Origin of the sequence: Pseudonocardia ammonioxydans (genome assembly GCF_900115005.1) — a bacterium.
In the GTDB taxonomy this organism is placed as follows: domain Bacteria; phylum Actinomycetota; class Actinomycetes; order Mycobacteriales; family Pseudonocardiaceae; genus Pseudonocardia; species Pseudonocardia ammonioxydans.
In genome coordinates this window covers 140,060-155,591 of record NZ_FOUY01000011.1, presented here as the reverse complement: position 1 = coordinate 155,591, position 15,532 = coordinate 140,060, and the positions used below count along the sequence as shown (strand labels likewise).

16 protein-coding genes and 1 pseudogene are annotated in these 15,532 nt (G+C 74.2%); 8 read left to right on the top strand and 9 right to left on the bottom strand.

Translation table 11 applies throughout. The features are described 5' to 3' along the window. The first annotated feature begins 177 nt into the window (after positions 1–177). Positions 178–1,332, top strand: coding sequence for a hypothetical protein (locus tag BM093_RS13205; RefSeq protein WP_143105366.1), 1,155 nt, complete (start codon positions 178–180; stop codon positions 1,330–1,332). Here the strand turns inward: BM093_RS13205 and BM093_RS13200 are convergent. After that, positions 1,263–2,195: an SDR family NAD(P)-dependent oxidoreductase gene (locus BM093_RS13200; protein ID WP_093342241.1), complete on the bottom strand. Its 933-nt coding sequence runs from the start codon at positions 2,193–2,195 to the stop codon at positions 1,263–1,265. The genes BM093_RS13205 and BM093_RS13200 overlap by 70 nt on opposite strands. Before the next feature lie 42 nt (positions 2,196–2,237). After that, the gene (locus BM093_RS13195) at positions 2,238–2,630 is read right to left on the bottom strand and encodes a hypothetical protein (protein WP_093342239.1); all 393 of its coding nucleotides are present in this window, start codon (positions 2,628–2,630) and stop codon (positions 2,238–2,240) included. A 248-nt stretch (positions 2,631–2,878) separates the two neighbouring features. Between BM093_RS13195 and BM093_RS13190 the strand changes: the two are divergent. Next, positions 2,879–3,043 (top strand): annotated as a pseudogene (locus BM093_RS13190) (ANTAR domain-containing protein); the annotation flags it as partial. A gap of 109 nt (positions 3,044–3,152) precedes the next feature. Here BM093_RS13190 and BM093_RS13185 read toward each other — a convergent pair. Next, the gene (locus BM093_RS13185) at positions 3,153–4,019 is read right to left on the bottom strand and encodes a manganese catalase (RefSeq protein WP_093342236.1); all 867 of its coding nucleotides are present in this window, start codon (positions 4,017–4,019) and stop codon (positions 3,153–3,155) included. A 312-nt stretch (positions 4,020–4,331) separates the two neighbouring features. Here BM093_RS13185 and BM093_RS13180 point away from each other — a divergent pair, with 312 nt between their 5' ends. The 4 genes from BM093_RS13180 to BM093_RS13165 are packed head-to-tail and all read left to right on the top strand — an operon-like array spanning position 4,332 to position 7,225. Then, the gene (locus tag BM093_RS13180) at positions 4,332–4,994 is read left to right on the top strand and encodes a HemK2/MTQ2 family protein methyltransferase (RefSeq protein ID WP_093342233.1); all 663 of its coding nucleotides are present in this window, start codon (positions 4,332–4,334) and stop codon (positions 4,992–4,994) included. 40 nt (positions 4,995–5,034) lie between these two features. Beyond that, positions 5,035–5,217: a CDGSH iron-sulfur domain-containing protein gene (locus tag BM093_RS13175; RefSeq protein ID WP_218162754.1), complete on the top strand. Its 183-nt coding sequence runs from the start codon at positions 5,035–5,037 to the stop codon at positions 5,215–5,217. After that, positions 5,214–6,266, top strand: coding sequence for an iron-containing redox enzyme family protein (locus BM093_RS13170; RefSeq protein WP_425439149.1), 1,053 nt, complete (start codon positions 5,214–5,216; stop codon positions 6,264–6,266). The genes BM093_RS13175 and BM093_RS13170 overlap by 4 nt, the downstream gene beginning before the upstream one ends. Continuing rightward, positions 6,263–7,225: an L-histidine N(alpha)-methyltransferase gene (locus tag BM093_RS13165; RefSeq protein ID WP_093342383.1), complete on the top strand. Its 963-nt coding sequence runs from the start codon at positions 6,263–6,265 to the stop codon at positions 7,223–7,225. Before BM093_RS13170 ends, BM093_RS13165 begins: the two co-directional genes overlap by 4 nt. 25 nt (positions 7,226–7,250) lie before the next feature. On the opposite strand, the gene BM093_RS13160 is transcribed toward BM093_RS13165, so the two are convergent. After that, positions 7,251–8,210: a YihY/virulence factor BrkB family protein gene (locus BM093_RS13160; protein WP_093342227.1), complete on the bottom strand. Its 960-nt coding sequence runs from the start codon at positions 8,208–8,210 to the stop codon at positions 7,251–7,253. 34 nt (positions 8,211–8,244) lie between these two features. Continuing rightward, the gene (locus BM093_RS13155) at positions 8,245–9,783 is read right to left on the bottom strand and encodes an FAD-dependent oxidoreductase (protein ID WP_177238448.1); all 1,539 of its coding nucleotides are present in this window, start codon (positions 9,781–9,783) and stop codon (positions 8,245–8,247) included. A 332-nt stretch (positions 9,784–10,115) separates the two neighbouring features. Between BM093_RS13155 and BM093_RS37230 the strand changes: the two genes are divergently transcribed. Further along, positions 10,116–10,874 carry an ANTAR domain-containing response regulator gene (locus tag BM093_RS37230; RefSeq protein ID WP_177238447.1) on the top strand — a complete coding sequence of 253 codons (759 nt, stop codon included), beginning with the start codon at positions 10,116–10,118 and terminating at the stop codon, positions 10,872–10,874. Here BM093_RS37230 and BM093_RS13145 read toward each other — a convergent pair. The 3 genes from BM093_RS13145 to BM093_RS13135 form a co-directional block, all read right to left on the bottom strand. Next, the gene (locus tag BM093_RS13145) at positions 10,865–11,167 is read right to left on the bottom strand and encodes a PASTA domain-containing protein (RefSeq protein WP_093342222.1); all 303 of its coding nucleotides are present in this window, start codon (positions 11,165–11,167) and stop codon (positions 10,865–10,867) included. The genes BM093_RS37230 and BM093_RS13145 overlap by 10 nt on opposite strands. Before the next feature lie 10 nt (positions 11,168–11,177). After that, entirely contained in the window at positions 11,178–12,032 is an 855-nt protein-coding gene (locus BM093_RS13140; protein ID WP_093342381.1) for an MBL fold metallo-hydrolase, read from the bottom strand. Between the two features lie 67 nt (positions 12,033–12,099). Then, positions 12,100–12,672, bottom strand: a complete 573-nt coding sequence (locus tag BM093_RS13135; RefSeq protein ID WP_093342219.1) for a bifunctional nuclease family protein — start codon at positions 12,670–12,672, stop codon at positions 12,100–12,102. Positions 12,673–12,836: 164 nt separating this feature from the next. Between BM093_RS13135 and BM093_RS13130 the strand changes: the two genes are divergently transcribed. Next, entirely contained in the window at positions 12,837–13,409 is a 573-nt protein-coding gene (locus BM093_RS13130) for a DUF6328 family protein (RefSeq protein WP_093342379.1), read from the top strand. 7 nt (positions 13,410–13,416) lie between these two features. Here BM093_RS13130 and BM093_RS13125 read toward each other — a convergent pair whose 3' ends face one another. Next, positions 13,417–15,531: a xanthine dehydrogenase family protein molybdopterin-binding subunit gene (locus BM093_RS13125; protein WP_093342216.1), complete on the bottom strand. Its 2,115-nt coding sequence runs from the start codon at positions 15,529–15,531 to the stop codon at positions 13,417–13,419. Position 15,532 lies beyond the last annotated feature (1 nt).

The following is a 15,532-nucleotide window of genomic DNA, read 5'->3' as shown; positions in this document are numbered from 1 at the left end:
GACCGAAGAGACCGTCACGCTCGAGCGCGGCGAACGTGCATCCGTGTCCGGGTTCTCCGACTGCGGTGCCGGAGGCGCGCATCGGCGGAGCATCGGGGTGAGAGATCACCGGACGCCGTCACTGTCCCGCCAGTGCACGGGCCCGGCCCAGCGGCCGACCCTGCAGTGGCCCACGTCGTGAGCACAGCTGCCGCATCATCGGGCGAGACCGTGTCCGCCGAGGGCCGCGAGGTCGTGGTCGGTCTCCTCGCCGATCCGGACCTTCCGTCGATGGTCGCCGACCGGTTGCACGACAGTCTGGAAGCCCGGCTGACCGCACAGGTGGCCGACGTCGCGGTGCGCTGGCGGATCGAGGTCGTGCGCGACGCGTTCGAGGCGCGCTCGACCTACGAACGCCTGCTCGACCGGGCCCGCGAACGGGTCCGGACCACGGACTGGGACCTGGCCATCTGCCTGACCGACGCACCGTTGCAGGATGCCCACGGCGTGGTGGTGGCCGAGGTCGGTGCCGACGACAGCACCGCGGTGGTGTCGCTGCCGGCGCTCGGCGGCCTCGACGTGGTGCGCCGCACCCGCCGGCTCGTGGCGACCCTCGCCGTGCACCTGGCCGTGGATGTCGTGGCCCCGGACGGGACCCGCACGCCGTTGCGCGACGACCCGCACCTGCACCGTGCCCGCACCCTGCGCGTGCTCGACCCTATCGACCCCGACGTCAGTGGCAAGATCGCGCTCGGGCACCGGGTCGGGAGACTCCGGCTGCTGCTCGGCATGACCCGCGCGAATCGGCCCTGGCAGCTGGCATGGGGTCTGTCGGCCGCGCTGGGTGGGTCCCTGGCCGGCTCCGCGTTCGGAGTGCTCTACTCCAGCATCTGGATGCTGGCCGACTCGCTGTCGGGCTGGCGGATCGCGCTGGCGTGCATCGCCGCGATCGCGATCTATGTCGTCTGGCTCGTCGCCAACCACGGGCTGTGGCAGCCTCGCGTCACGCCGACCCGCCGTGACGACGTGCCGACCACGCTGCGCAATGCCAGCACGCTGCTCACGGTCGCGATGGGCGCCGTGATGTTCTTCACCACCCTGTTCGCCGGCGTCCTGCTGGCCTGCCTGCTGTTCATCACGCCGGACTACCTCGCCACGAACCTGGGCCATCCGAGCGGGTTCGGCGACTACCTCGATTCCGCCCTGATGGCGACCGTGATGGGCATGGTCGCCGGGGCGGTCGGTTCCGGCCTCGAGGACGACACCACCATCCGCCACGCCACCTACGGCTTCCGCGAACGACACCGCATCGAAGCCCTCGAGAGGGATGCCCGCGAACAGGAGGCCTCCTGATCGACCGCGTGCACCGGCGCGAACAGGTTGCCGGCGCCCGGCCGGGCCGGGCCGTCTCCGCGGAGCCCGATCATGTCGAACACGGTGGCGAACACCCGCTCGACCACCTCGGGCAGGAACGCGTGCGCGTACACGAGTGCCCGCGCCGGGAGCGCGCCCACCACCGTTTCCCGGCGCGGGACGCGCAGGCGTTCCAGCACCGCCTGCGCGACGTCGCCGGGATCGGCCACCGGAGGCGGTGGGTGCGGCGTGCGGGCGGTGCGGTTGCCCGCCGCGGACCAGATCGGGGTGTCCACCGCCGCCGGCAGCACGGTGGAGACCCCGACACCGGTGACCTCGTTCAGCCGCAGCTCCTGACGCAGTGAGACCCCGAGGCCACGCAGCCCGAACTTGGTCATCGTGTACCCCGCGCCGAACGGCAGCGCGATCACCCCGAGGATCGACGACACGTTGACGACCGCCCCGCGCCCCTCGGCGATCATCGGTGGCAGCGCGGCCCGGCAGCCGTGGACCGCGCCCATCAGGTTGACGTCCAGCACCCGCCGCACATCCTCCGGCGGGACGTCGAGGACGGTGCCGAACTCCATCACCGATGCCGCGTTGACCCAGCCGTCGAGCCGGCCGTGGCGCTGCAGCGCGGTGTCGGCGACCTGCTGCACGGCCTCCCCGTCGGTGACGTCCGCCGGCGCGACCACCGGCCGCGCGCCGTGCCGGCGGCACCGCTCGGCGACCTCATCCAGGGCGCCCCGGCGGCGGGCCAGCAGGACCGGGTGCGCTCCCGCGTGGGCCAGGGCCAGCGCAGTCTCCCGCCCGATGCCGCTCGAGGCACCCGTGACCACGACCACGCCGTCCCGGATGTCCATGCCGGCCGGGTACCCCGACGAGGCGCGCCGATGCGGGAACGGTCAGGACCTACCGGTGTGCCGCGCCCGGAGCGCGGGCACTGCGGCGGGCGGCACGCCGGGCACCCGGACGACGCGCCCGTCGACCAGCTCGAGCCGCACCACCTCGTCACCGGGCCGGGGGTCGAGCACGGCGGTCACCCGGGACCAGGGCACGACCGTCCCCCGCAGGACGAGCCGGATGCCCTCGTCCGAGACGACGGCCAGCGGGATCAGCCACAGCGCCCCGATGATCACCACGGTCAGCGGCGCGAGCAGGAGCCAGCCCGACGTGCCGTCCAGAATCGACACGTAGATGCCGAACACCAGGGGCATCCCGGCGAGCAGCGTGAACCAGCTGCGGGTGTACCGGGCGCCCCGGTACGTCGTGCGGTCGCGTCCCGTCCTGCTCCCCACCGTCAGGTGCCTCCCTCGGACGAGTTCCCGGCCACGGACCCGGTCGGACTCCGCGCAGCTCCGTCTCGCGGTCGTCGCAGGCACCCGTGAGGTCCTCGAAGGTGTGGGTCCGGCCGGCGGCCACGTCGGGTCCCGGTCGAAGGTCATCGTGGGAACGGTACAGAGGCTGCGCCGTCCCGGCCCAGCGTACGATCCGACAGCGGCCTGCGTGCCCCGGCGCCGGCACGAGCGCGCAGATGATGGAGACCAACCTGCGGCGCGCGGTCGACAGCCGCGACGTCATCGGGCAGGCCAAAGGCATCCTGACGGCCGGCCGCAACATCGACGCCGGTGCGGCGTTCGACATCCTGCGCCGCACCTCGCAGGACCTCAATGTCAAGCTGTCCGACATCGCCGAGACCCTGGCGACCCGCCCACCGCGAGCTCGGAAGCTCAGGGGCACCGTCCGGTACCGACGGCTGACTCCCGGCCCGTGCCGGCGATGTGTCCCCTGCCGGCCCACGCAACCGGCAGGGAGCACGGTCACCCGAGCCGCTCGCCCGCCTGCTGGGCCTTGCCCTTCACGGTGCCCTTGGCGTTCTCGACGGCGGCGTAGCTGCCGTAGAGCTTCGGGTCCGGCTTCGGCGCGGTCGCGGGCCCGCCGAGCGGTTCCGGGTCGGTGAGGTACTCGATCGCGTCCTCGCCCGTGCTCCAGCCACCGCTCGGACCCGAGCCGCCGTCGGAGAGCTGCCAGATCGTGTTGTTGTGGACCTGGTCCTCCACGTCGAGCAGGGCGTCCGGGGCGATGTCGTCCTCGATGCCGTCGGCCTGCAGCTCCTCGATGGCCTTGAGCCACTGCTTCTGGTGGACCGTGTCGCGGGCGAGGTTGAACTTCAGCATCTCGCGCACACCGGGGTCGTCGGTCATGTTGAAGATCCGCGCGGTCTGCAGCCGGCCCTGGGCCTCGGCCGCCACGTTGGTGCGGAAGTCGGCCAGCAGGTTCCCGGACGCGACGATGTACCCACCGCTCCAGGGGACGCCGTTGGAGTCGCGCGGGGTCGCGCCGCCACCGGCGACGATGGCCTGCTGCACGTCCATGCCGCCCACCGCCGCGGCCACCGCCGGATCGGTGACCCCGTGGGCGACCTCGGTCGCCGGCGCGTTCTCGAGCAGACGGGCGACCATCGTCGCCAGCATCTCGACGTGGCCGATCTCCTCGGTGGCCGTGTCCATGATCAGGTCCTTGTACTTGCCCTCGATGCGGCAGTTCCAGCCCTGGAACAGGTACTGGGTCGCGACCGTCATCTCGCCCCACGCTCCGCCGATGAGTTCCTGGATCTTGCGGGCCAGGACCGCGTCCGGCCCGTCCGGCTTGGCCTCGCACTGCAGCAGCTTGGTGTGTCGGAACACTGTCGACCTCCCGGGTCGATCGGGTCACCACCACTCCGGCGGCGGCACCCTCCTACCCGGCCGGCGCCGGTCGAATCCCGGAACCGTCGCGCCGGGACGCGTTCCTTCCGGCCGGGGCTCCACCGGGCGACACTCACACCCCAGCGGCTCACGCGGTACGGATGAACGGCGTGCCGGTGGGTACCCGGTGATCGTCAGCCGTGCCGTACGACGAGAGGTTCTCGGTGATGAAGACACCTGCCCCCATGTCCCGCCGGGCGTCCGGCGCCCGCGCCGTGCACCGGCCCACGACCGCCGCGGCGGCGTCCTGACATGGCGGCGCTGCTGCTCTGCCCGCCCGGTGTCTACCGGCCGCAGTCCGACTCGGAGCTGCTCGGCCGCGCCGTCGCGCGGTCCGGCCGGGCACCCGCGCGCGACGTGCTCGATCTCTGCACCGGGACCGGCACCGTGGCGCTGGCCGCCGCGCGCAGCGGGGCCCGGTCGGTCAGCGCGGTCGACCTGTCGCGGCGTGCGACGTGCGCGGCCCGGCTCAACGGCCGGCTGCACCGCGCCGGGCTGGCGGTGCACCGCGGCGACCTGTTCGCCGCCGTGCCCGGCCGCCGGTTCGGGTTGATCACCGCGAATCCGCCGTACGTGCCCTCCCCCTCCGACCGGCTGCCGCGCCACCGCAGCGCCCGCAGCTGGGACGGCGGCCGCGACGGGCGCCGGTTGATCGACCGCATCTGCGACGGCGCCGCCGATCACCTGGAGCCGGACGGGGCGTTGCTCATGGTGCACAGTGCGGTGTCCGACGTGGACCGCACCCTGGAGCGGCTCGCCGGTCGCGGCCTGACCGGCCGGGTCGTCGAGCGCCTGCGGATCCCGCTGGGCCCGGTGATGCGTGCCCGCTCGGCGCTGCACGAGGCCCGCGGGATGGTCGAGCGGGGCACGACCGACGAGGAGCTCGTGGTGGTCGAGGCGACCCGTGCCTGCTGATCCCGCCCACGGCACGCCCGCCCCCGGCACCCCCACCCGCGTGACACTGACCGACGACGGCCCGGTGCTGGTCCACGGCCCCGTGGAGGTCGAGCTGCCCGACGGTCGCCGGCTCCGCTCCGAGCGTGCCGTCACCGCGCTGTGCACGTGCCGGCGGACCCGGCGTCCACCGTTCTGCGACACCAGCCACCGCACCCGGGTCAGGGAGGAGAACCACTCGTGACCACCGTGTCGAGCCCCGCAGTGTCGAGCCCCGCGCCGACCGTCCACACCGGTCTGGCCCCGCTACCGGAGCCGCGCGGGCCGCTGTCGGCGGCCGTGCTCGCCGTGCTGCGCGGCGAGGAACCCCCGCAGCGCCCCGACGCAGCGGCCGCCGACCCGTACGGCGACGACCTGCAGCTCGCCCTGCACTGCTGCTACGAGCTGCACTATCGCGGCTTCGCCGGCGTCCCCGACGACCGGGAGTGGGACCTGCAGCTTCTCGCCCTGCGCGGCGCGCTGGAGGAGCGGTTCCTGGCCGCACTGCGCGCCGACGTCCCGCCGGACGACGACGTCACCGCGGCGGTCGACGAGCTCCTGGTCGAGCCGGTCGGACCGGGCGCGGAGACCGGCGTCTCACACCACCTGCACCGCCGGGGCGAGCTCTGGCAGCTGCGCGAGTACGTCGCGCACCGCTCGATCTATCACCTCAAGGAGGCCGACCCACAGGCGTGGGTCATCCCCCGGCTGCCGCGGGCGGCCAAGGCCGGGCTGGTCAGCGTCGAGCACGACGAGTACGGCGCCGGCGACCCCGCACGGCTGCACGCGACCCTGTTCGCCGACATGATGCGCGAGCTCGGGCTGCCCGACGGCTACGGCCACCACGTCGACGCCGTCCCCGGCGCCACCCTCGCCGAGGTGAACTTCATGTCGCTGTGCGGGCTGCGCCGGAGCCTGCGCGGCGCGCTCGTCGGCCAGTTCGCGCTCGTCGAGCTGACGTCGTCGCCCGGCTCGGAGCGGCTGGTGCGCGGCATGCGCCGGCTCGGGTGCGGGCCCGCGGCGATCCGGTTCTACGACGAGCACGTCGAGGCGGACGCGGTGCACGAGCAGATCCTGCGGCGCGGTGTCCTGGACCCGCTGCTCGCCGAGGAGCCCGCCCTGGCCGCCGACATCGTGTTCGGGATCCGGGCCGCCGGATTCCTCGGTGACCGGCTCGGGACGGCGATGCTCGACGCGTGGGCCGCCGGCCGCACCAGCCTGCGCACGCCGCTGCCGGACGGGCCGGGTCGGTGAGCGTGCACCCGGTCGAGCTCGAGTCCGGATTCTTCGACGACACCGCACCGCTGCGCGAGTGCCTCACCGAGGAGCTGCCCCGCATCCCGCCGTGGTTCGGCTACGACGCCCGCGGCTCGGAGCTGTTCGAGCAGATCACCGAGCTGCCGACGTACTACCTCACGCGCGTCGAATGGGAGCTGCTGCGCCGCCACAGCGGCGACATCGCCGCGCGGCTGGACACCCCCCGGGTCGCCGAGCTCGGCTCGGGCAGCGCCAAGAAGACCCGGCTGCTGCTGGAGGCCTGCGCCCGCGACCGGCCCACGACGTACCTGCCGGTCGACGTCAGCCGGGAGATGCTGGAGCACTCCGCCGATCGGCTCTCCGACGTGCCCGGACTGGCCGTGTCCGGGTTGTGCGGGCGCTACGAGGCCGGGCTCGACCGGCTGCGCGACGACGGCGGGCCGCCGCTGGCGGTGCTGTTCCTCGGCGCCAACATCGGGAACACGACCGCTGCCGAGCGCGACGCGCTGCTCGCCCGGATCGCGGCGACGCTGCGCCCGGGTGACGCGTTCGCGGTCTCGGCCGACTTCCTGAAATCCGCCGAGGTGTTCGAGACCTGCTACAACGACCCGCCCGGCCACTCGGCGTTCGCCGAGTTCCGGCTCAACCACCTCGCGCACCTGGCCCGCCGCTTCGGTGGGCAGCTGGATCTCGACGACTACCGGGCGGTGGCCTACTACGACGCCGGCGCCGAGGTCGTCGACGGGCGGCTGTGGGCCCGCCGGGACCAGCGCATCGCGCTGCCCGGCCTCGACCTGGAGCTGGAGCTGCGCCGCGGGGAGAGCATCAACGTCGGGTTCTCGGCCAAGTTCGACCCGGAGCGGTTCTGCCGCGACGTCGAGTCGCACGGGCTCCGCGTGGAGGCCGAGTGGACCGACCCCACGCACCGCTACGGCATCCTGCTGTTCCGGCGCTGATCCCGCTCCGGCGCCGGGTCCGACGCTACGTCGTCCGGTGGGGGTGTTCCTCCGGTGTGGCGTCGGCCTTGACCGCGCCGCGGGACCCGATCGGCTCGGCCGGGCCGCTGGTGGTGTCACGCGCGGTCTGCAGCTCGGCCTCGGCGTTGATCTCCGCTCCCAGCAGCACGATGTAGGCGGTCAGGTAGAGCCACAGCATCAGCACCACCACCCCCGCCAGGGTCCCGTAGGTCGCGTTGTAGTTGCCGAAGTTGTCCATGTAGAGGCTGAACGCGACGCTGCCGAGCAGCCACACCACGGTGGCGACCACGGCCCCCGGGCTCACCCACCGGAACCGGGGGGCGTCGCGGGACGGCGCGAACCGGTAGACGAACGCCAGCGCGACCGTCACGAGCCCGAGCAGCAACGCCCACCGCACCACCTGTGCGAGCAGCCGGCCGACCAGCGGTAGCCCGTCGAGCAGGATCGGCGTCACCGCGACCAGGGCCACGGTGACGACCACGAACACGACCGCTCCGAGGGTCAGCGCGAGCGCAGTGCCACGGAGCCGGAGAACGTTGCGGGTCTCGGTCTCGTCGTAGGCCACGTTGACCGCGTTCATCAGGTTCTGGGTACCGCTCGACGCGCTCCACAGCGCGGCCAGCAGGGCCACGACGAGGGCGATCCCGGACGACCCGCCGTGGGTGATCGTGGCGAGCTGGTCGGTGATCAACGGCTGGGCCTCGGCCGGCAGGATCATCGCCAGCTCCGTCACCTGGGCGCGCGCCTGTTCCGGGCTGACCGCGAGGCCGTACACCGTGAGCAGGGCGATGAGCGCGGGGAACAGGGCGAGGAAGGCGAAGAACGCCACGCCACCGGCGAGCATCCCGACGTTGTCCGCGGTGCTCTCGCGCCACGCCCGGACCACGATCTCCCGCCAGCCACGCGCGGGGACCTCGGCCGGGGTTCGCGCTCCTCCGCCGGGAGCGGCCGCATCGGATCGCATCCTGTCTCCTTCCACGGCCGGGCCGACGCCCGGTTCAGTGCCGGGGGCGCACGACGGCGGCGAGCCCGGGCGGGTCGCCGAGGGGTTCGGTGGACGGGCCCTCCAGCACGGTGCCGTCCGGCGCGAAGCGGGAGGCGTGCAGCGGGCAGTCCCAGCTGAGCTCGGCGTCGTTCCACTGCACGATCCCGCCCAGGTGCGGACACACGGCGCTGCGCTCGTGCAGCCGCCCGCCGACCCGGCAGCGCGCGACCTTGCCGCGCCGGGTCGTCTGCACGACGCCCCGCCCCTCGGCGGGTTCGCCACCGGCCAGGTCCGGGCGGGCCCACCCGGTCGCCAGGTAGCGGGCGACCTGCCCGTTCGCCATGGCCAGCGTCGGGAGCGCCCGTGGCCGCGGCAGGCGGTCCGCACGCATCCGCTCCGCCCACGGGGTCGAGCGACCCAGAACGCGGTCGCACAGGGCGATCGCGGCCGCGGTGCCGCCGGTCATCCCCCATTTGGCGAAGCCGAACCCGACGAGTACCCGGGGCGACACCGGGCTGATCGGGCCGAGGAACGGCAGCCCGTCCTCGGTCTGATAATCCTGCGCCGACCAGCGGTGGGTGATCTCCTCGATCGGCCAGTGCCGGGCCGCCCAGCCCGCCAGGGCCTGCTCGTGCTCGAGCATGGGCGCGGACGTGCCGACACGGTGCCCGTGCCCGCCCACCAGCAGCACCTGCTCGCCGTCGTGGACCGCGTCGCGGACGGAGCGGGTCGGTGCGTCGGCACCGAGGTACATCCCGGCCGGCAGGTCGGTCCCGCAGCGCAGGGCCAGCGAGTACGACCGCGACGGCTCCATCCGGGTGGAGTGCAGTCCGCGTTCGAGCACCGGCAGCCCGGTCGCGAGGACCACCCAGCGCGAGCGCACCCGGCCGTGCGGGGTCCGCACCTCGTGCGGGGCCCGCCAGGACACCGACCGCACCCGGGTGTCCTCGTGCACCGCGCTGCCGTCACCGTCGACCTCGGCGGCCAGGTCGCGCAGGTACGGCAGCGGGTCGAACTGGGCCTGGTCGGGAAGGGTGACGGCCTCGGTCACCGCGAACGGCAACCCCACGTCGGTACCGGCCACCACGGGCAGGCCCGCCGCGGTGAGCAGCCCGCGTTCCCGGCGCACCGTGCGCGCGGCCGACCCGTCCCGCGCCCCGGTGCTGTAGGTGATCGCCGGGCGGCGTTGCAGGTCGCAGTCCACGCCGGCGGCCCGGTCGAGCAGCCAGTCCATCCCGGCCCGGTGGGCGGCGAGGTGGTCGGCCACGGCGTCGGGCCCCGCCGAACGCTCGACGGACGACGCCCGGGTGCCCTGCAGCAGTGAGATCTTCGCGGTGGTGCGGCCGGAGGTGGCGGCGGCGAGGTGCCGGGCCTCCAGCACGGCCACCGAACACCCGGCCCGCTTCAGCATCACCGCCGTGGACAGCCCCGTGATACCGGCCCCGACCACGGTGACGTCGACGTCGAGGTCCTGCTCCAGGCGCGGATACGCGGTCCCGGGGTCGGCACCGAGCCAGAGCGACGTGGAGCGGGTCGGCAGCGGTGGTGTCATGCCCTCGGCTTCCCGGGGCCCCGCGGGCGAAACGTTCTCGCCCCGCGGGCGAAGTGTCATCGCACAGGCGACCGGCCCGGCGAGCCGGTACCCGCCGTTGCCCGGTTGATCGTCTTGTCCTACCGTTCTTCCCGAGCGCCCGGGCCTGCCCGGTCGGCGCCACGGGGTCCAATCGAGCGGCCCAGCGTCTCCCCGACGCGTCCGGCTTCCCGCCGGGCCGGGGATTCCACCGTCAGTGCACGAGACAGCGCTGCCGGACCGCGCCCCGGCCAGGCCCCGACGCCATGACGTCCTCCCGCGCCGACCGTCGTCCGGTGGCGGCGGAGGTCGACATGTCAGCCGGAGCATCGGAGGGTCGCGCGTTGCGCGCGGCCCACGAGGGCCCCCTCTTCCACGCGACGCGGTCGTCGTACGTGGTGCTCGACCGGGAGCTGCGCATCCAGGCGGCCACCCCGGCCTGGTACACCGCCACCCTGCGCGAACGGGACGAGGTCGAGGGCCGTCACGTGTTCGATGTCTTCCCGGACAACCCGGGGCTGCCCGGCGCGGACGGCGTGGCCCGCTTCCGGGCCTCGCTGCTGCGGGTGCTGCGCGGTGGCCGCCGGGACCACATGGGGCTGCAGCGCTACGACGTGCCGGGCCCGCGGGGGTCGGACGAGTTCGTGGAGCGCCGGTGGGTCGCGGTGAACTCCCCCGTCCACGACCCGGACGAACGCCTCGTCGGGCTGCTGGTGCACGTCGAGAACGTCACCGCCGTGCTCGGGGGCGGCGCCCACGACCCGGCCTCTGCCACGGATCCCGCCGGCCCTGCCGACCCTCCCGACGCAGACCTCGACGCCGACACCGGCCTCGACGGTTTCTCGACCGCGGCGCTGCTGCGCGAGGTGGACAGCGAGAACGCGCGCCTGCGGCGCCGCTTCGAGCGCCACGTCGCCATCGAGCAGGCGAAGGGGGCACTGATGGCGCGGTACGGCTGGACCGCCGCGCAGGCCTTCGATCACCTGCGCGAGCGCTCCCAGACCACGAACACGAAGCTGTGGCGGGTGGCCGAGGCCGTCCTGGGGGCGGTCGCCCGACCCCCTCAGCCCTGACCGGACAGCACGGGTCCCGGGCCGACCGGCGTCACACCGGACCCGCCGCCGCCCCCGGAGTCCGGCGGCGGCGACTCGGCCCACACGGTCACGCTGCTGCCGTAGCGGGCGACGGCGCCGGGCAGGGGTTCCTGGCCGACCACCCGCCGCTCCGGTGCGCCGTCGGAGGAGTCGTGCTCGACGGCGAGGAGGCCGCCGTCGAGGGCGGTGTCATGGGCACGCGGCAGGTCGAACCCGGTGAGGTCCGGGACCGTGACGACCGCTTCCCGGCGATCCTGCGTTGTCGTCGGCATGGGTGGGGAGTCACCGCCACGGACCGGGCCCAAACCCGTCACCCGCACCGGGCAGACCGCTGACCTGGCGGCCGGTGGACGGCGGCAGCTCGATCGTCTCCCCGCGCTGCACCACCCGGACGCGGTCGCCGTCGCCGCGGGAGCGCATCTCGTCGAGGAAGTGCGTGAGCGGGGACCGGAACACGTCGTAGTCGTCGTAGTGCACCGGGACGACCCGGCCCGGGCGGACCAGTTCGACCAGGTCGGCGCCCTGGCGGGCGTCGAGGGTCAGCAACACACCACCGATCCGGGTGCCGCCGAGATGGGCGACCATGACGTCGATCCCGTCCACCCGGTCCCGGATCGCGGCCAGCTCCGGCGCGGTGACCGTGTCCCCGGTGATGTAGAGCCGCAGCACCCGCTGCCCCGCCCGCTCGAGGTCCACGACGCTGCCCTGCACCGGCGGCAGCATCCGGTGCAGGACCCGGGGCCCGTGCCGGGCGGGCACCGCGGTGACGCGCACCCGCTCGGCGTGGTCGCCCAGCTCCCAGCTCTGCCAGGTCGCCAGCCCGGTGGCCGCCTCGAACCCCCAGCGGCGCAGCCGGTCCCGGGCGTGCGTGGTGGTGACCACCGGCAGCCCGTGGTCCAGCCCGGCCCGGGCGACGCGGTCGAAGTGGTCACCGTGCAGGTGCGACAGCAGGACCGCGTCGAGGGCGGGCAACCGGTCGATCGTCAGCGCCGGATCGGTCCGCCGGCGCGACGACAGGCCCCACCCGAGCGCCGCCCGCTGCCCGCGGTGCAGGAAGTTCGGGTCGGTGAGCAACCGGAACCGGCCCAGCCGCAGCAGCGTGGTGGCGGTCCCGACGAAGGTCAGCGAGGTGTCCACGGGCGCCCGCGTACCACCGGCCGGGACCCGCACACGCCGTACCGCAGGACCGGGCCGGGACGGTGTGTCACGGGTCGTCGGTGCCTCGCGGGTCGTCGGTGCCTCGCGGGTCGTCGGTGCCTCGCGGGTCGTCGGTGCCTCGCGGATGATCCGTGCGGAAGTCGTCCGGGACGGCGTCGTCGAGGAAGCGCCGGAACTCCTCGACGTCGGGCACTCCCCGCCCGCCCTGGTCCAGGGTGATCGAGCGGGCGGCGACGCCCACCGCGTCGATGACGTCGTCGGCGACGTCGATCCGGACCCGCGCGTGCAGCGCGAGCACGACGGCGTCGCTGGTACGGGCGTCGACGACCGTCCCGTCGTCGAGCTCCAGCTCGGCGTGGAAGATCTGGTCCCGCAGCGACCGGACCCGCACGACCCGCAGCCTGCGGTCGAAGGCGGCGAGGATCTCGCCGATCAGCTGGTGGGTACCGGGGCGCCCGGTGTCCGCGGCGCCCTCGAGCACCGACGCCAGCGCCACCGCCTCCGGTTCCCCGATCGCGACCACGACGATCCGTTCCCGGTCCCCGCTCTCCTGCAACAGCACCACGGGCCGGTCGGTCGCGGAGTCGATGCCGACCGCCCGTACCTGTACCTCGACCATGAGCGCTCCCCGTCATCGTCTCGCCCGGCGCGGCTACCCGGCCCGGCCCGGCCCACACGCCCGCCGGCCGGACGCCTGCCCCACGCATGGTCGTCGCGTCCGCGGGCATCCTCCACCCGCACCGGGCGACGACGACCGGTGCCCGCAGCCCGAAGGAGCGGCCCATGCCGACCTCACCGACCACCACTGCCCGGCCGGACGGCCTGGTCACCGGCAGTGACGGCTGGAACGAGCGGCACCGGGCAGAGTCCCCGCTGCGCCGCGCCGACCGCAACTTCCTCGAGCTGCTGCAGGAGCTGCGGGTGGTGCTGACCGGGGTGCAGATCCTGCTCGGGTTCCTGTTGACCGCCTCGTTCACCGAACGGTTCGAACGCCTCGACCCCGCCCAGCGCGCGATGTTCGTGACGACGCTGCTCGCCGCCGCGCTGAGCTCCGCGCTGCTGGTGGCGCCCGTCGCCGCGCACCGGGTCGTGTTCCGGCGCGGCTGCAAACCCGAGCTGGTCCGGTGGGCGCACCGGCTGACCCAGCTGGGGCTGACCGCGCTCGCCGTCACCCTCGTCGCCGGGCTGACACTCGTGCTCGACCTCGCGATCGGCCGCACCGGGGCGCTGGCCGGCGGGGGCGGCTTCGTCGTCGTGCTCGTGCTGCTGTGGGTGGTCGGGCCCGTCCGCCGGGTGCGGCGCACGGCAGGCGGACCTGCCCCGGCGAACGAACCCGCCCCGGCGAACGGCGGCTGAGCCGCACCTACAGCACCGCGTCCAGGGTGACCGGCAGGTCCCGCACCCGCGTCCCGGTGGCGTGCCAGACCGCGTTCGCCACCGCCGCGGCCGTACCGACGATGCCGATCTCGCCGATCCCCTTGGTCCCCATCGCGTTGACGTGCGGATCGTGCTCGTCGATCCAGTCCGCGCGCAGGTCGGCCACGTCGGCCTGGGTCGGCACGTGGTACTCGGCGAGGTCGTGGTTGACCACGTGCCCGGTCCGGGGGTCGAACAGGCTGTTCTCGTGCAGGGCCATGCCCAGGCCCATGGTCATGCCGCCGACCAGCTGCGAGCGGGCCATCCGCGGGTTGACCACCCGGCCGACGGCGAAGGTCCCGTACAGGCGCGGGACCCGGATCTCGCCGGTGTCGGCGTGCACCGCGACCTCGGCGAACTGCGCGCCGTAGGCCGACATCGCGTAGCGCTCGGCCGCGTCGTTCGGCGGCACCCCGGCCCGGGCGGAGTCGCCGTCGGCGGGCGTGTCCCCGAAGCGCTTGCGGAACTCCTGCGCGGCCGCGACCAGCGTCGAGCCCCAGGTGTTGATCCCGGTGGAGCCGCCGGCCACCGACGCCTCCGGGTGGTCGGTGTCGCCGATGAGGACGTCGACCTCGTCGACCGCGACCTCGAGCGCGTCGGCGGCGATCTGCACCAGCGCCGTCCAGGTTCCGGTGCCCAGGTCGGCGGCCCCGATCCGGGCCACGTAGCGCCCGTCCACCCGGGTGATCTCGGCCTCCGAGACCGGCATCCGCGACGTGGGGTACACCGAGGCGGCCACCCCGGTCCCCCACCTCCAGCCGCCGTGGACGCGCTCCCCGGGCCGCGGGTCGCGACCGGCCCACCCGAACCGTTCGGCGCCCCGGTGCAGGCAGGCGAGCACGTTCCGCGACGAGAACGGCAGGCCCGAGTCCGGGTCGGTCTCCGGCTCGTTGCGCTCCCGCAGCACGATCGGGTCGACGCCGAGCTCGTGGGCGAGCTCGTCCATCGCCACCTCCGGCGCGAACATCCCCGGGCACTCCCCCGGGGCGCGCATCCAGGACGGGATCGGCACATCCAGCGCGGCCAGCCGCGTACTGGTCCGCCGGTTCGGCGCGGCGTACATCGTGCGGGCCGGCAGCACCGTCTGCTCGGCGAACTCCTTGACCCGCGAGGTCTGCTCGACCACGTCGTTGGCGATCGCGGTGAGCCGGCCGTCGGCGTCCGCGGCCAGCGCCACCCGCTGGACGGTCGGCGGACGGTAACCGGCCAGGGAGAACGTCTGCTGCCGGGTCAGCGGGAGGCGGACCGGCCGGCCCGGCACCGCACGGGCCGCCATCCCCGCGGTGACCACGTTCTGGTGCGGGATGCCCTTGGAGCCGAATCCACCGCCGACGTAGGGGCACACCACCCGGACCTGCTCGGGGTCCAGCCCGAGCACACCGCTCACCGTCGTACCGACGGCGTGCACACTCTGCGTCGAGTCCCACAGGGTCAGCGATCCGGCGCCGCCGTGTCCGTCCGGTTCCCACAGCGCCGTCGTGGCGTGCGGTTCCATCGGGTTGTTGTGCAGCATCGGTGTGGTGTACGTGTGCCGGATCCGCACCGGCCCGGCCTCGAGGGCCGCGTCCACGTCGCCCTCCGAGCTGTCCGGCGGATCGCCGCTCTCGACCTGCTCAGGCCGGTACAGATCGTTGCGCTCGGCGGAGAACAGGGTGTCCCCGGGCTGCTCGTCGTAGGTGACCTCGACGAGGTCGGCGGCGTGGCGGGCCTGCTCGAACGTCTCGGCGACCACGACGGCGACGACCTGGCCGCGGAAGTGCACCTCGTCGTCCTGCAGGATCGCGTACTCGGCGTCGCTGGTGTCGGCGAGCTGTTCGGCGGCGCCGCGGCCCCCGGGCGAGCGCGGGGTGAGCACGGCCAGCACTCCGCCGGACGCCTCGGCGACCGCGGGGTCCACGCCGGTGATCCGTCCGCGCGCGAGCGGGGCCTGCACGATCCGGCAGTACGCCGGGCGCTCCGCGGGCGACTCGTCGGCGTAGCGGGCGGTGCCGCGCACCTTCTCCGCCCCGTCGCGGCGCGGCAGGTCGGCGCCGATCGCGCGGTGTTCGAGCATCTCGGTCATC

What these genes read in the sequence shown, in the direction of transcription:
- BM093_RS13200 (WP_093342241.1), bottom strand. Translation starts at nt 2,195, where the DNA reads ATGGACATCCGGGACGGCGTGGTCGTGGTCACGGGTGCCTCGAGCGGC.
- BM093_RS13180 (WP_093342233.1), top strand. Translation starts at nt 4,332, where the DNA reads ATGGCGGCGCTGCTGCTCTGCCCGCCCGGTGTCTACCGGCCGCAGTCC.
- BM093_RS13160 (WP_093342227.1), bottom strand. Translation starts at nt 8,210, where the DNA reads ATGCGATCCGATGCGGCCGCTCCCGGCGGAGGAGCGCGAACCCCGGCC.
- BM093_RS13155 (WP_177238448.1), bottom strand. Translation starts at nt 9,783, where the DNA reads ATGACACCACCGCTGCCGACCCGCTCCACGTCGCTCTGGCTCGGTGCC.
- BM093_RS37230 (WP_177238447.1), top strand. Translation starts at nt 10,116, where the DNA reads ATGTCAGCCGGAGCATCGGAGGGTCGCGCGTTGCGCGCGGCCCACGAG.
- BM093_RS13145 (WP_093342222.1), bottom strand. Translation starts at nt 11,167, where the DNA reads ATGCCGACGACAACGCAGGATCGCCGGGAAGCGGTCGTCACGGTCCCG.
- BM093_RS13135 (WP_093342219.1), bottom strand. Translation starts at nt 12,672, where the DNA reads ATGGTCGAGGTACAGGTACGGGCGGTCGGCATCGACTCCGCGACCGAC.
- BM093_RS13130 (WP_093342379.1), top strand. Translation starts at nt 12,837, where the DNA reads ATGCCGACCTCACCGACCACCACTGCCCGGCCGGACGGCCTGGTCACC.
- BM093_RS13125 (WP_093342216.1), bottom strand. Translation starts at nt 15,531, where the DNA reads ATGACCGAGATGCTCGAACACCGCGCGATCGGCGCCGACCTGCCGCGC.